We start from the raw sequence: 14,425 nt of genomic DNA on the forward strand, positions 1-14,425 counted from the left end.
GTGATCGCTTGTCATCAATTCGAAAGGCGTGGCAGCACCAGATCCTTGAGATCGGTCAGCTTGCCATGAAAAAAGTGTCCGCATTCTGCCACTTTCAGCAGCTCATGGGGGCGTTTCAGGGCGGCGGACCAGTCGTAGACCAGCTGCGGGTCGACCACTTCATCGCTTTCCGGTTGGATCAAGGTCAGCGGGCAGCCTTGGGGCAGCACGTCCGACTCGCCCAGGCGCATCACCGCCGCAGCGACCATGAACAAGTGCGCGAGCTTCTCGCCCTTGGCTTCCAAACGCCCGCCGAGACTGGCAGCCACGTAACCGCCGAAGGAAAAACCCAGCAAGGTGATCGGCAGGTCCGGGTGTTTTTCCCGCAGCCAGGTAGCGGCCGCTTCTGCATCGTCGACTTCACCGGCGGCCATATCGTGGGTGCCGGCACTGGCACCGACGCCACGGTAATTGAAACGCAAAGTAATCAAACCCGCATCGCGCGCAGTGCGTTGCAGCGTCGATACGACTTTATTGAGCATGGTGCCACCCTGCACCGGGTTAGGGTGGCAAACCAGCGCCAGGCCACGTGGTTCGGGGTGATCCAGGTGCAGGGCTTCCAATTGGCCCACCGGGCCATCGATCAAAACGGGGGTTTCACGCATGAGCAAGGATGAACTCCGTGACCTCTCAAGGGGTCGACTCGTCTAGCTAAAAGTCTGTGCATGGCATCATTGCGAGCTTAATCGCGGTATACAGCGCAGGTTTGAGCCGTTAACGTAAAGCAAAGCCGTTTATAGAGGAAGGACTCGTGGAACACTCGCTCTTAGTTTGGTTGTTGCCGACTCTTGCCCTGGTTGCCGGTGTCGCCATTGGTTTCCTGGTTGCCCGCCTGCTGCCGAATGCCGCGCCTAACCGCACGCAGCGTCAGCTGGATGACATTCAGGAACGTTTTGACAGTTATCAGAACGAGGTTGTTACCCACTTCAACAGCACCGCGACCCTGGTCAAGAAGCTCACCCAGAGCTACCAGGAAGTACAGGATCACCTCGCCGATGGCGCTAACCGCCTGGCCCTCGACGACATCACCCGCCAGCGCCTGCTGGCCGCGCTGCATTCCGATGCACCGCAAATCCCACGGGAACGCCTGACCCCGCCTCGGGAAAACCAGGAGCCACCACGAGACTACGCGCCAAAGACGCCGAACGCTCCAGGCATGTTGGATGAGCATTACGGCTTGAAGAAGTAAGTCATCTTCGAGCAATAAAAAAGCCCGGCTGATCGATGATCAGCCGGGCTTTTTATTGGGTGCCTGAACCATCAGACACCCCCCTGTGGGAGCTGGCTTGCCTGCGATAGCGGTGTGCCCGTTGACACACCTGCCTCAGACACTCCGCTAATTGTAGGAGCGAGCTTGCTCGCGAAAAACTCACAGGCGCCGCGTTTATTCAGGGAGCACGCGTCATCGTTGACGTTTTTCGCGAGCAAGCTCGCTCCTACATTAAGCGCGCAAGAGCTTAAGTGAGTTGTTGTTCCTGCAACCGCCCACCGTCAATGCGCACATGCCGTCCATGGAAACGCTTGAGGCTGCTGCGGTGGCCGACGCTGACGATGCTCAACCCCGGCAATTGATCGATCAACGCCTGGTACAAGGTTGCCTCGTCTTCTTCATCCATGGCCGAGGTCGCTTCGTCCATGTACAGCCATTGCGGTGCAAACAACAACGCACGGGCAAAGGCCAGGCGCTGTTGCTCACCCGGCGAGAGCATGCGTTGCCAGTGGTTGGCTTCATCCAGGCGATTGACCAGGTGCGGCAGGCGGCAGGTCTCCAGGACCTGTGCATAACGTTCTGCCGGATAGACGCTGTCGTCCTGTGGATAACTCAACACGGCCTTGAGCGTACCAATCGGCAAGTAAGGCTTTTGCGGCAGGAACAGGTAGCGCGTCGCCGGCAAGCGAATGCTGCCATGACCGGCGGGCCACAGATGCCCCATCGCCCGTAGCAAAGTGCTCTTGCCGCTGCCGGAACGCCCGCTGAGCATGACGCGCTGGCCAGGCTCCACGGTCATGTCGGCGTCGGTGAGCAAATGGCGGCCGTCGGCCAGGTCCATGCCCAGGTCTTTGATCACCAGGCGCTCGCCTTCAGGGCGCACGTCGATCGCCGGCGTGCGTTGCTCGTTGTCGCTCATGGCTTGCTGGAAACTCAATAAACGGTCGCTGGTGGCGCGCCAAGTCGCCAGTTCCGAATAGGCGTTGATAAACCAGCTGAAGTTCTCTTGCACGTTGCTGAACGCCGAGTTGATTTGCATCAGCTCGCCCAGCTCGATCTTGCCAGTGAAGTAGCGCGGCGCGGCGACGATAAAGGGGAAGATGATCGCGATCTGGCTGTAGCCAGCGGTGAAAAAGGTCAGGCGCTTGGACACTTTCATGATGTCCCAGAAGTTCTGCCAGACCTTGCCGAAGCGCGAACTCAGGCGCTGCCTTTCATTCGGCTCGCCGTTGTACAGGGCGATACTTTCGGCATTCTCACGCACCCGCACCATGGAAAAACGCAGGTCCGCTTCGAAGCGTTGTTGTTGGTTGCTCAGGCCAATCAAGCGCCGGCCGATCAAGTGCGTCAGCCAACTGCCCACAGCGGCGTACAGCAGCGCACACCAGAACATGTAGCCGGGGATGGTGATGCCGAACACCTCGATGCTGCCCGAGACGCCCCACAGGATGATCGAGAATGACACCAGGCTGACCACGTTACGCAGCAACCCAAGGCCCAGGCTTAAGGTACCGGACGTGAAGTTGTTGAGGTCTTCGGAGATCCGCTGGTCCGGGTTATCGGTGTAGCCGCCCTGCTCCAGCTGGTAATAATTCTTGTGGGCGAGCCAACGGCTGAAGTGTTTTTCGGTGAGCCAGGCGCGCCAGCGGATCGTCAGCATCTGGGTCAGGTAAAGGCGGTATACCGCACCGAGTATCGCCACCGCCGCGATCCCGCCGAAATAGCCGATCAGTTGCCAGAAGGCTGCGGTGTCCTTCTTCTCCAAGGCGTTGTAGAAGTCCTTGTACCAGTGGTTGATCCACACGGAGATCGCCACGCTGAACAGCGACAGGCCAATCACTGCGGCCAGCAGCAGCCAGGCCCTGCCCTTCTCTTCACTGCGCCAATAGGGGGTGATCATCGCCCAGGTTCGGCGGAAGAATTGCCCACGCACCGCATCGTTGACCGCGCGGTATTCAGCGTTCTGATTCATCGTTCAGGCTCGGTAGGAAAAAGTGACAGGCGTTTGAACCGATCATAGGGGATCGGTTCGTGCGTCCGTGCAGCCTGAAGCGGGTTGTTCAGTTGCCGTTCAGCGTCGTACCGGGCGCTTCTGCAACTTGCGTTGCAAGGTGCGGCGGTGCATGCCCAGGGCGCGGGCGGGGGCGGGGATGTTGCCTTCGTGTTCGGTCAACACGCGTTGGATATGTTCCCATTGCAGGCGGTCCACCGACATCGGGTTTTCCGGCACCAGGGTGTCAAGGTCGGCATGCTCGGACAGCAAGGCGGCCAGTACGTCGTCGGCATCCGCCGGCTTGCACAGGTAATTGCAGGCGCCGCGCTTGATCGCCTCGACGGCGGTGGCGATGCTGGAGTAACCGGTGAGGATCACCACGCGCATTTCCGGGTCGAGTTCCAGCAGCTTGGGCAGCAGCACCAGGCCCGAGTCGCCGTCCATTTTAAGGTCCAGGGCGGCGTAGTCCGGCAGGTCGGCCAGGGCGATGGCCAGGCCCTCTTCGGCAGAACCTGCGGTGCTGACGCGAAAACCACGCCGGCTCATGGCGCGCGCCATCACGCGGGTAAAGGTCGCATCGTCATCTACCAGCAACAGGTGCGGCAGTTCTTCGCCTTCGACTTGGATCTCGTCACTCATCGATATCTCCTCGTGCGACACGGGGCAGGCGCAGCTCGGTGAGCGTGCCACCTTCCTCATGACTATAGAGCTTCACTGAGCCGCCCGCGCGGGTCACGCTGGCCTTGCTCAAAAACAGGCCCAGGCCGAAGCCTTTGCCCTTGGTGGTAAAGAAGGGTTTGCCGATCTGCTCGGCAATGGCCAACGGCACGCCCGCGCCGTGGTCACGAATGCTGATGGTGACGTTTTCCGCGTCCCAGTCCAACTGCACACCGAGGCCTTCAGGGCAAGCGTCGGCTGCATTGTTCAGCAAGTTGAGCAGCGCCTGGGTCAGGTCCGGCGGTGGCGCCATGCGCGGTACGCTGCCTTGGCCCAGCAGGTTGAAACGGTAACTGGCTTCGGGACGCATCAGGTGCCAGCGGTTGAGCGCCTCATCCAGCCACTGGGTGACGTCCTGCATTTCGACCGCCAGACGGCGATTGGCTTCAGCGGCGCGCACCAGTTGCTGCAACGTCAGCTTGCACTGCTTGACCTGTTCCTGCAGCACGCTCAAATCGTCCTGCAGAGCCGGGTCGTGATGGTCCTGGGTCATTTCCTTGAGCAGCACGCTCATGGTCGCCAGTGGTGTGCCCAACTCATGGGCAGCGCCTGCGGCCTGGGTGGCAACGGCCAGCAGCTGCTGGTCACGCAGGCCCTCTTCACGGCGAATAGCGCGCAGTTCTTCCTGGCGGCGCAGTTCTTCGGCCATGCGCGCGGCAAAGAAGGTGATCACCGCAGCCGACAGGGCGAAGCTCAACCACATCCCGTAGATCTGCAGGTTTTCCCGGGCGATGGGGAATGCCTGCAAGGGGTAGAACTGCGCCAACAGCAGGGTGTACAGCGTCAGCGCAATGCCCGACAGCACCACCGAATAACGCCACGGCAGGGTGACAGCGGCGATGGTCAAGGGCACCAGGTAATACGAGACGAAGGGGTTGGTAGACCCGCCGGAGAAGTACAGCAACACGCTGTGGATAAACAGGTCACAGGCCAGTTGCAGGGCGTATTCCAACTCGGTCACAGGCCAAGTGGTACGCAATCGAATGGCGGTGAACACACACAATGAGGTGGAAAAACCCAGGGTCACGGCCAGTTGCAGCCAGGGCAGCGGCAAGAGGTCGAACCAATAGGCAAGCCCGACGGAACCGGCCTGTGCGGCCAATACCAGGGTGCGAATGAACGTCAGGCGCCAAAGGTTCTGGCGAGTGGCGGAAGTCAGTTTTACGGCGGCGAGCATGAGCTCTCCCGGTGAGCGCTGCAGGCGGATCGGCACGAGTATAAACGAAGCAGACCTGCTGGCACGGCGTGTGTGGCTCTTTGACGCAGGCCGGGTAAATGACCGTTCGTCGGCGCCCGCATAACTTGTAGGTAATGTGTAAACCCGAAGAACCCAATGCCAGCGTCTACAGTCATACCGAGCACGACTATCTCAAGGAGCTTCCATGTCTCGTTTCATTCGCAGTGCAGCCACGCTCACCCTCCTCGCCAGCGCACTGTCCAGCCTGCCGGCGCTGGCTGCCGATGAGTTGCATTACAACCAGATCTCCCTGCGCGCCGAAGTCAGCCAGGAAGTGGCCCGTGACAAGATGATCGTCACCCTCTATACCGAGTCGCAAAACGCCGACCCGGCCAAGCTTGCCGCTGAAATCACCACCACCATGAACACCGCCCTGGGCCAGGCCCGCGAAGTCAAAGGCGTGACCCTGCGCCAGGGCAGCCGTAACAGCTACCCGATCTACGACAACAGGAATCAGAAGATCACCGGCTGGCGTGAACGCGCCGAACTGCGCCTGGAAAGCGCGGACTTCCCGGCGCTGTCCAAGCTCACCGGCGAGCTGTTGAACACGCTGAAAATGGAAAACATGGACTTCGCCATCGCAGACGCCACGCGCAAGGCCAGCGAAGATGCGTTGCTCAAGGACGCGGTGGCGGCGTTCAAGGCGCGCGCGCAGTTGGCTACCGATGCGCTCGGCGGCAAGGGCTACAAGATCGTCAACCTGAACTTCAACACCAATGGCTACCCGATGCCCTACGCCCGCAATGGCGGCATGATGATGAAAGCCGCCATGGCCGATTCAGCACCGACACCTGAAGTGGAAGCCGGCACCAGCCAGGTCACTATGAGTGCCGACGGCGTGATCGAAGTTTTACAGTAACTTTTTTAGACAGGACAAAGGCGCAACCCTACGGGCTTGCGCCTTTTTTTGGCATTGCTGTCGGTACCCAGCTATTTGACGACACCGACAACCTAGGCGCCCCCCCCGCGAGCATTACCAAGACCATCATATCAAAACCGCGCTCAAACTCATCCAACGGATCAAAAACACTAACAACATCAACGATATTCCCGAGATCGAAACGATCTCAGATATAAATATAAAAGCATCCAGAACTATAAGTATCCGCGCCTAACTGTGTAGAGGTCACGCCTGCGCTACATGTACCGTCTTAACCTAAGCGAGACTTCTGGTTTTTTTGATCGCTACAGGCTGCATCTTAGAAAACATTTGACATATAGGGCGCGTGCGGCGTGGAACTCTCCGCCCCCCTGCCGCCACCCAATACTTGTAACACTACACAGGCACTACCCTACAAACCGAGGGAAGTCTCACGGGACAGGAGAGCCAGTAACGTTAGTTGGCCACCAGCCCCAAATAAATGACATAACACATCAAGAAAATAACGTTTAAATCATTAATACAGTGAGCCATCCATGAAAGAACTTTCTTCTTTGGGGCACCCCACGTTTATTCCCAGCGGACCACCAATTGCAGACTTTAATCCCACTCAGACAGCTACCCCAGTAAATAAAATAATCACGACACCGCAATGGCACCCCCCGTTGAGTCCCAGCGGACCGCCGATTGCAGACTTTAATCCAACTAGGACAGTTGCTTCCTCGCCGCCAGCAAAAAACACGACCGCGCCACCGCAGGACCATGAGCTTGATTTCTCCAAAGGCGTCATTTATGGGGCAGACGCCGTTTCTCCGCCCAAAAGTTATCCGCGTGAAGAGCAGGTGCAGCGCATAGAAGCCTATGCCGGACGTGTAGTAGCACACATCAAGACCCTAAAACAGGGTACGGAAGGCGAAAACAACGTCACATTCCAGAAAGTTCGCCATTTTCTAGAGCCTGCGGGTTACTTCAGTGGCGGGTTATTGGCTGCCGGGTACGACCCGCATGAACAGTTCACCGTGACGTTCAAGTCCTACGTAGGTAAATGGAAGAAGGAGGTGCAGACCAACACCGAGGAGCGCACTTACTATGCATGGGAAATTGCAGCCGGTGCCCTTAAGCACGACAGAACACCGGAGGGCGGTTTACTCAATTTCCAAGAGACGAAAATCAAGTCACAAGACGCGGACAAGTTCAACGATCTGGAAGCGCTGGGCGCGCGTCTAGAGGCTCATTGGAAGGTGGATGTAGCCGAGCCTATGCGTGACGTGCACGGCGCCTTGGCGAAACGCTCCGGAAAAGCGGATGCCTATGCTGTACGCGCAATTCTGGAAAGCCTGCGTAATGACAAGAACAGCTATGAAACCCTCTCCCTCGAAGGGCAAGACGCAATCCATCGTACACTTTACAGAGACGGCAACGTCGTCATCCCAAATATATATGGCTATCCACTAGCAGGGCATGCGTTTATCCCATTCATCAACTACCACGGCGATTATGACCACCGGCCTAACAAAGGCTTGCTCATTGATTTGAAAAGCGGCACGGTCAGTGAAATATACGGCGATGACGATTTTGCCCACTGGGCTAAAAAAAACCGTAATGAGTTGTACAGTAGTTTTAATGCCAGTGACAGGCAGGGTGGCAAAGATGCTCATTGGCCATCAGCAGGAAATGTGCTCGAAAACTTGATCGACTCCAGCAGGGCTACCTATCCAGGTTATCAAAACTGGATAAAAGACAAGCCTGTGCCAGTCAGGGAAACATTCAATTATACCCAATCACGAAATAGCGAATACTTCTTGAAATGGGGAAACCTTGAGTCCGGCATTGCTAACGAGTACCAAGCTGTGAACGCCAAGAACGCAGTATGGGCCGACCAAACGGAGGTGTTTGGTTCCGAGCAGCAAGCGTGGAAGAACACGAAGGAATTATGGGGACGCACCTTCGGCTACGTGCCCGTATTTGGTAACGTGGGCAATATTGTCTTCGGTGTGCATGACTCCATTTACGGCATGACCGCCGACGATCGCGTCGGTGGTACTGCCGCAGCGGTGATATCGAGCCTGCAGCTGGCGCACGAACTTGCGCCCTATGGGGTAGAAGCGGGGCTGGGTGAACCTGGGTTGCCTTCCCCCACGCCTAGCAGCAAGAACTACAGCTGGAGGTACAATTCCGAGACACACGATTTTGAGTTTGTGCGTGCACGACAAGCCTCGAGCGATAGCCATACTTCCACGAACGTCGCACCAGATGAATCAAATAGTTCGGTGCGGGTTAATAGAGGAGGCCCCCAGCCGCCCGTCGAAGGCACAGATGTGCAGCTTCCGCCGCTGAGCTCCGTAGAAAACTTACCCACGGGTGAGGCACTTTTTTCTACGGGTGAAAAAGCCGTCATCCTGAGTGGTGAAGTAAATGACCTGAATGTGATCAACGAGAAGCTGTATACCTTTGTCGACATTAATAAAAAAGGTACAAAACAACGATTGAATATCCTCGTCCATGGCAGTTTCAACCCTGAAACTGGCGTAGCAAGAGTTGTGTACGATGGCCAACTCAACACCCCGGCAGAGTTGCTTCAGACTCTTCACGCAAAGGGTATACGCCCGGAATTGTTTGACAACATACGCCTGTTGTCATGCAATTCTGCAACTGGGGGAGACGCTTCCTTTGCCGCTCAATTTCAAAGGCTGATAAGGCGCCCTGTAAAAGGGTACACCGGCACTCTCACCGCGAACCTTGCGCCGGAAAATATAACGGCCGCCGTTGGCAAAATAGAAAAACTTTATCTCCAAAACCTGCAACAGAGGGGTTTCCCCCTTACTCCGACTGTAACAGACTTCGCTAAAGCCCAGGCTGAGCAGCGTATCGCCGATGAGATGAAGGTAATCTCACGTTTCGTACCGTCGAAGACCAACCCCTATTGGAACCCACTCAAGTGGTGGGCCTTCACCTATAAGCCCGTGACATTCACCCCTTAACCTTGAACTTTATTTATGAGTAAAGGTGACCGGCGACTGTACTTCTCTATGCATCGACGGCGTGATCGAAGTTTTACAGTAACTTTTTTAGACAGAACAAAGGCGCAGCCCCACGGGATTGCGCCTTTTTTTTGCGCGCACGCGCGCCGTCATATACGGCAGCACATCTCGCAGGAATCAAGTGCCCGGCTTTCACGACTCATTACTGCCATAGCTACCAGGGAGGGCTGTGCTGGCATTTATTCAAATAATGAGAGCCGAATTTATGTCCTTATCCGTTAATCCAACATCCTTTTCAACACTGCCATCGAACGTCGCCAATCCGACTTCAAACACTCAAGCGCAGACGTCATCAGCACCGCCACCATCGACTGCAAAGACCGTCCCACCCGACGAAACAGCACTGCTCAAGGCCTACCTCGAGGCCGCACAACGCAAGGTGTTATACGGCAATGCCGGGCTTATAACCGTGCCGCCCCAAAGCACTCTGGGCCAATGGCTTGGGCTGTATCGCACGCATTTGGAAAACGCCGTTGTACAGGGCTGGCTGCGCGAACAAAACGCCGCCCCGGACACCTTGCTTTCAATCAACCCGTCTACAGGTACCTTGTCCTTCGAGGTCAGTGGGGAAAAGAAAACTTTCCATCTGTCGGATACATCAGGCTGGGGGCAAATTTCAGGGCCGCTGCTGGCCGCCGCCAAAGTCATCGCTCCGGGCAATAACGGGGAGTTGCGCGTGAAGCTGGGTGAAGACGCGATACAGGTCAGCGCAAAAGTGGTGGCCAACTTTGAAGGTATTTCCCTACCGCAAACACTGTCCCAGGCCCGCGCACAAATAAGGCACCTGGAACATAAGGACACCTTCGACCCTATCCCCGCCGATGACCGCCTGCGCCCTGCCAGCAGCCGCTCGGCACACGCCCTACAAGTGCAAAAACACAACGCCGCGAACTACTACAGCAGCGCACCGCAGGCTTTGGCTTACAAGCGCCTGGCGGTTGACGTCAGCAATAACTTGCCCAACACACGGGCAGAAGCCAAGAAGTGGGCGGACGACTTGCTGCTCAAACTCACGGGCAAACCTGTCGACTCCGACACTGTCTACTTGAACCGCTTCAAAGGCGGCGAAAGCGCGGACACGGCTACCGGTTGGGAACACACCTTTCAAGAACCCTGGTCTTCGCTGCGCTTGCCCGACGCCCTGCTGAAGAACTTCTCCGAGCACGACTGGGTGCCCGGCAACCTGGACCTGGAGGCGGGTTTGTATACCCAGTCCGCAGGGCAAAGCCAAAAAGGCGGCTATGGCAAACACAATCAAATCGACCTCAAGCCGTCCCAAGTGATGCACGAGAGTTGGAAAACAGACTTTCAAACCCAAATGACCCAGAAATTCGACGCGTTCTGGAGCGCGCATACCGATGACTACCAGACGGCAATCAAAGGTCAGTTCGTTTTCCAGGCCCGCGAGCAACTGAAAAAGGCCGATGCCAGATTACCCGCTGAGCGAGCCCTGCAAGCGCCCGAGCACCAATTCACACGTGATGACTACCGTTTGGTGATGGGCGCTGTAGACAACCTGCCCCTCGACGAAAACGCGCCCCTGAGCCTCGAACAGCTCAAGGCCAAAGCGCCGGTAAACGGTGCCACTCAAGTGCACGCCTTGGACATCCACGGCTTTACGTCCAGCGACATTGTGCGGTTCAGCGCTGACGATGCAGGGCGCCAAGTGCTTTACATACCGGGAGCCAAGCCGGCATTCCTGCGCTTCGACTCTCTGGAAAAACTCAACCAGTGGGTCATTGACCAAACCCTGGACCCGAAAAAAAGCGAGTCGCTGCTCGCGCATTTTTCGTTGATTGATCACCAGGACCACAAGCCCAATGCGCTAACGCAGATAGCAATCGGCTTTGTGCCGGGTTTGAGCTTTTTGGGTCTCGGTGACGAAAAAGATGGACTGGTCACCCTCTTCAAAAAAATGGCCGGTGGTGACCTGAAAAAACCTGTAACCAATAGTTCTCACTTGAAGATTGAGAAGGACGTGTTCTCCACATTGGCAACCTCGGCCAAAAACCGCATGACGAGTGATGCCGACGTTGTGATCAAATCCAACAGCGAAGTGACCCGAGATACATGGTTGAACGACATTACCGTGGCGGCGGGGTTGTTGGTCAAGCTCGCGCCTATCGCTGCACCGGTTACAGGCGCAGCGATACTTGCCGGGTTGACCGAACTGGCGTTGGGAGCCGAACAATCAGCCTCCGGCGACACCGAGGTCGAACGCGACAACGGGGCCTCCAAGGCATTCGATGGATTGCTGAACACGCTGTTCTCAATCGGGGCAAGTTCAGTCCCCGAAGATCCCTTTGCACTGCCGCCGGAGCAAGAGCTGCCGGGTGCGACCCCAGGTGTTCAACCGCGCGTCAATAACACCGAGGAACCCGTACCCGGCCCATCCAGCGGTACACGCGTGGTCAGCGAACCAGGTGTGGCACCGCCAAAATCCCAACCGCTCCTGCCAATCGCGCCCTATGCCGTCGCTGAGGGTGAGCAATTGATCAAGAATGCGTCCCGCGACGCGCTGGGTGTCTATCGCATAACCGACAGCCAGGGAGCACTGCGCCAGTTCGTGCGCCTTACAGACGAGACGGGAACGAGCAAGGTATTTGAGATATCGGGGCGCTACCGGACCGGCGATGCGTTTGCCAGAGTCATCAATCCCGATAACGGCGCGGGGCTGATGGTCATCACACCCGGGCGTGACGGCGAGTGGGCCCGCGCACCGGGCGATGGCGGGGTGAAGTGGCCGTGGCCACGCTCCGTATCACCGACGCAAAGCCTAGAACCCACCCCCTCGCCTACCTTCTCGACGGATTTCGAAAACCTGGATAAATCCACGATGAAGGGGACGGAAAAGCTGGACAAGTACCTCAACGCTGAGGGGCACCAGTACACCTACGGTTTTGAACTGAACGAGGAAGGCGAAAATCTGCCTAAATTATCCTGGACAACTGAGGAAAACCCAAAAAACGCCACACTACCGCCAAACCTACCTACTGATAAATTCGGGACAAGCAATTATGAAAGTCAATTTATCGATGACCTATCCCGTAGCAAGTTCACATTTGCAAAGCCAGACGGTAGCAAACTTGAGTTCGACATCGGCGCGGAACTGGATTCTTTCAAACGTTCAAACGGCAGGGTCGCGTCAGCAGAAGAGGAGATTGCAATTAAACAGGAAAACATCAATAAACTTGAAAGTTTCATTCCTGACCCGGTGCTAAGATCTCGAATTTCTCAACTAGCCAATCAGTGGTTAGCCGCGCCAGTGGTGGAAGAGCTTCAAACATCTGCAGAAGAGCTTCAAACATCTCGTTTCAAAAACGAAGTACTCGGCGGCGGAACCGACCCACACTATTACATCAACTACGACCCCGTACGTGGCGTCACAACCGTCGCATCAAAAGACAGCTACAACCTCACTCAACTGATCAGAGACCCTAATGACATCAATGCAATTCCCGATATCGAAGCTATTAAAGATCTAAATATAAAAGGATCGAAGACTATGACTATCCGCGCCAGCAATGAAATTGGCTCTGACGGTTACATCATAGAAAAATACTCGCCTATACGTATAGAAATTACTCCTAAGCTAGGTTAAATAAGCACTCCTCCCCTATCAGCGGCCCTAGAACGGCGGTAACCTCGGTGACCGCCGTTTTCGTTTAGACAGCTTCGGTCTGCCTGCCACTTCAGGGGTCTCCATGGAAAGAATCGCCGTCAAGCCACTGCTCCTCGCCGCAAGCCTTCTGGCCTTTATACCAATGACCCAGGCCGCCACGACCCTGGTGTACTGCTCCGAGGCCAGCCCCGCCGGCTTCGACCCCAGCCAGTACACCAGCGGCACCGATTTCGATGCGTCCGCCGAAACCGTGTTCAACCGCCTGACCCAGTTCAAGCGCGGCGGTACCGAAGTCGAACCAGGCCTGGCCAGCAGCTGGGATGTCTCCGCGGATGGCCTGACGTACACCTTCCATCTGCGTGAAGGCGTCAAGTTCCACACCACCGACTTCTTCACCCCGACCCGCGACTTCAACGCCGATGATGTGCTGTTCACCTTCAATCGCCTGCTGGATGCCGACAGCCCGTTTCGCAAGGCCTACCCATCCGAGTCGCCCTACTTCACCGACATGGGTTTGAACACCACGATCAAGAGCGTCGACAAACTTGACGAGCACAGCGTGCAGTTCAACCTCAATAATGTCGATGCCTCGTTCGTGCAAAACCTGGCCATGAGCTTCGCCTCTGTGCAATCGGCCGAATACGCCGCCCAATTGTTGAAAGAAGGCAAAGCGGAGCAGATCAACCAGCAACCGGTCGGCACCGGGCCGTTTGTGTTCAAGCGTTATCAGAAGGACTCGCAGATCCGCTACGTGGCCAATAAACAGTATTGGAAACCCGAGGACGTGAAGCTCGACAACCTGGTGTTCGCCATCACCCCGGACGCCGCCGCGCGCCTGCAGAAACTCAAGGCCGGCGAATGCCAGGTCAGCGGTTACCCGCGCCCTGCCGATATCGAAGTCATGAAGCAAGACCCCACCCGGCGCGTATTGCAACAAGCAGGCTTCAACCTGGGCTTCCTGCCCTATACCGTGCCCCCCCCGCCGCTGGATCAACTCAAGGTGCGCCAGGCCCTGGACATGGCCATCGACAAGCCCGCAATCATCAAGGCCGTGTACCAGGGCGCCGGGCAATTGGCGCAGAACGCACTGCCTCCCGCGCAGTGGTCTTATGACCCGAAAATCCAGGACGCCCCCTACGACCCGACCAAGGCGAGGTTGCTACTAAAAGAAGCAGGAGTTGCACCAGGTACCACCATCAACCTGTGGGCAATGACCGTACAGCGCGCCTCAAACCCGAATGCGCGGATGTCTGCACAAATGATTCAACAGGATTGGGCCAAGGTTGGCATCAAGGCCAACATCGTCAGCTATGAGTGGGGCGAATACATCAAGCGCGCCAAAAATGGCGAGCACGATGCAATGATTTATGGCTGGACCGGCGACAACGGTGACCCCGATAACTGGCTGGGCGTGCTCTACAGTTGTGCCGCGGTCAAGGGCAGCAACTATGCTAAATGGTGTAACCCGGCTTACGACAAGCTGGTGCAGCAAGCCAAGGTCAGCAGCGACCGCGAGCAGCGCATCAAGTGGTATCAACAGGCACAGAAAATCCTTAAGGAACAAGTACCTATAACGCCTATTGCGAACTCGACGGTTTTCCAGCCTATGCGCAAGCAAGTGCAAGACTTCAAGATCAGCCCGTTTGGGCTTACGCCGTTCTACGGTGTGGGTCTAGATAAGTAACA

General features: G+C 56.7%; 9 protein-coding genes. 5 read left to right on the forward strand and 4 right to left on the reverse strand.

Annotated elements, in window-relative coordinates; translation table 11 throughout:
• Positions 1-14 precede the first annotated feature (14 nt).
• Complete coding sequence (locus tag CER19_RS24840) at positions 15-644, reverse strand: alpha/beta hydrolase (protein WP_116668339.1); 630 nt, start codon at positions 642-644, stop codon at positions 15-17.
• A gap of 146 nt (positions 645-790) precedes the next feature.
• Here CER19_RS24840 and CER19_RS24845 point away from each other — a divergent pair, with 146 nt between their 5' ends.
• Positions 791-1,228 carry a YhcB family protein gene (locus CER19_RS24845; RefSeq protein ID WP_116668340.1) on the forward strand — a complete coding sequence of 146 codons (438 nt, stop codon included), beginning with the start codon at positions 791-793 and terminating at the stop codon, positions 1,226-1,228.
• Between the two features lie 268 nt (positions 1,229-1,496).
• Here CER19_RS24845 and CER19_RS24850 read toward each other — a convergent pair whose 3' ends face one another.
• The 3 genes from CER19_RS24850 to CER19_RS24860 all read right to left on the reverse strand — a co-directional run bounded on the left by CER19_RS24850 (position 1,497) and on the right by CER19_RS24860 (position 5,136).
• A complete protein-coding gene (locus tag CER19_RS24850) occupies positions 1,497-3,221 on the reverse strand; it encodes an ABC transporter ATP-binding protein/permease (RefSeq protein WP_116668341.1) in 1,725 nt (574 codons plus the stop codon).
• 99 nt (positions 3,222-3,320) lie between these two features.
• On the reverse strand, positions 3,321-3,881 hold the full coding sequence (locus CER19_RS24855) for a response regulator transcription factor (RefSeq protein WP_116668342.1): 561 nt from the start codon (positions 3,879-3,881) through the stop codon (positions 3,321-3,323).
• A complete protein-coding gene (locus CER19_RS24860; RefSeq protein ID WP_116668343.1) occupies positions 3,874-5,136 on the reverse strand; it encodes an ATP-binding protein in 1,263 nt (420 codons plus the stop codon). The genes CER19_RS24855 and CER19_RS24860 overlap by 8 nt, the downstream gene beginning before the upstream one ends.
• A gap of 205 nt (positions 5,137-5,341) precedes the next feature.
• Between CER19_RS24860 and CER19_RS24865 the strand changes: the two genes are divergently transcribed.
• The 4 genes from CER19_RS24865 to CER19_RS24880 all read left to right on the forward strand — a co-directional run bounded on the left by CER19_RS24865 (position 5,342) and on the right by CER19_RS24880 (position 14,423).
• Entirely contained in the window at positions 5,342-6,055 is a 714-nt protein-coding gene (locus CER19_RS24865) for an SIMPL domain-containing protein (RefSeq protein WP_116668344.1), read from the forward strand.
• Positions 6,056-6,612: 557 nt separating this feature from the next.
• Positions 6,613-9,057 carry a hypothetical protein gene (locus CER19_RS24870; protein WP_116668345.1) on the forward strand — a complete coding sequence of 815 codons (2,445 nt, stop codon included), beginning with the start codon at positions 6,613-6,615 and terminating at the stop codon, positions 9,055-9,057.
• 265 nt (positions 9,058-9,322) lie between these two features.
• Positions 9,323-12,718: a dermonecrotic toxin domain-containing protein gene (locus CER19_RS24875; RefSeq protein WP_116668346.1), complete on the forward strand. Its 3,396-nt coding sequence runs from the start codon at positions 9,323-9,325 to the stop codon at positions 12,716-12,718.
• A gap of 103 nt (positions 12,719-12,821) precedes the next feature.
• The gene (locus CER19_RS24880) at positions 12,822-14,423 is read left to right on the forward strand and encodes an ABC transporter substrate-binding protein (protein WP_116668347.1); all 1,602 of its coding nucleotides are present in this window, start codon (positions 12,822-12,824) and stop codon (positions 14,421-14,423) included.
• Positions 14,424-14,425 lie beyond the last annotated feature (2 nt).

The organism is Pseudomonas sp. GL93, from assembly GCF_003408955.1.
Lineage (GTDB): Bacteria > Pseudomonadota > Gammaproteobacteria > Pseudomonadales > Pseudomonadaceae > Aquipseudomonas > Aquipseudomonas paracarnis.

Excerpts from the sequence above, each read along its gene's own strand:
- CER19_RS24840 (WP_116668339.1), bottom strand. The coding sequence starts at position 644 with ATGCGTGAAACCCCCGTTTTGATCGATGGCCCGGTGGGCCAATTGGAA.
- CER19_RS24850 (WP_116668341.1), bottom strand. The coding sequence starts at position 3,221 with ATGAATCAGAACGCTGAATACCGCGCGGTCAACGATGCGGTGCGTGGG.
- CER19_RS24855 (WP_116668342.1), bottom strand. The coding sequence starts at position 3,881 with ATGAGTGACGAGATCCAAGTCGAAGGCGAAGAACTGCCGCACCTGTTG.
- CER19_RS24860 (WP_116668343.1), bottom strand. The coding sequence starts at position 5,136 with ATGCTCGCCGCCGTAAAACTGACTTCCGCCACTCGCCAGAACCTTTGG.
- CER19_RS24865 (WP_116668344.1), top strand. The coding sequence starts at position 5,342 with ATGTCTCGTTTCATTCGCAGTGCAGCCACGCTCACCCTCCTCGCCAGC.
- CER19_RS24870 (WP_116668345.1), top strand. The coding sequence starts at position 6,613 with ATGAAAGAACTTTCTTCTTTGGGGCACCCCACGTTTATTCCCAGCGGA.
- CER19_RS24875 (WP_116668346.1), top strand. The coding sequence starts at position 9,323 with ATGTCCTTATCCGTTAATCCAACATCCTTTTCAACACTGCCATCGAAC.
- CER19_RS24880 (WP_116668347.1), top strand. The coding sequence starts at position 12,822 with ATGGAAAGAATCGCCGTCAAGCCACTGCTCCTCGCCGCAAGCCTTCTG.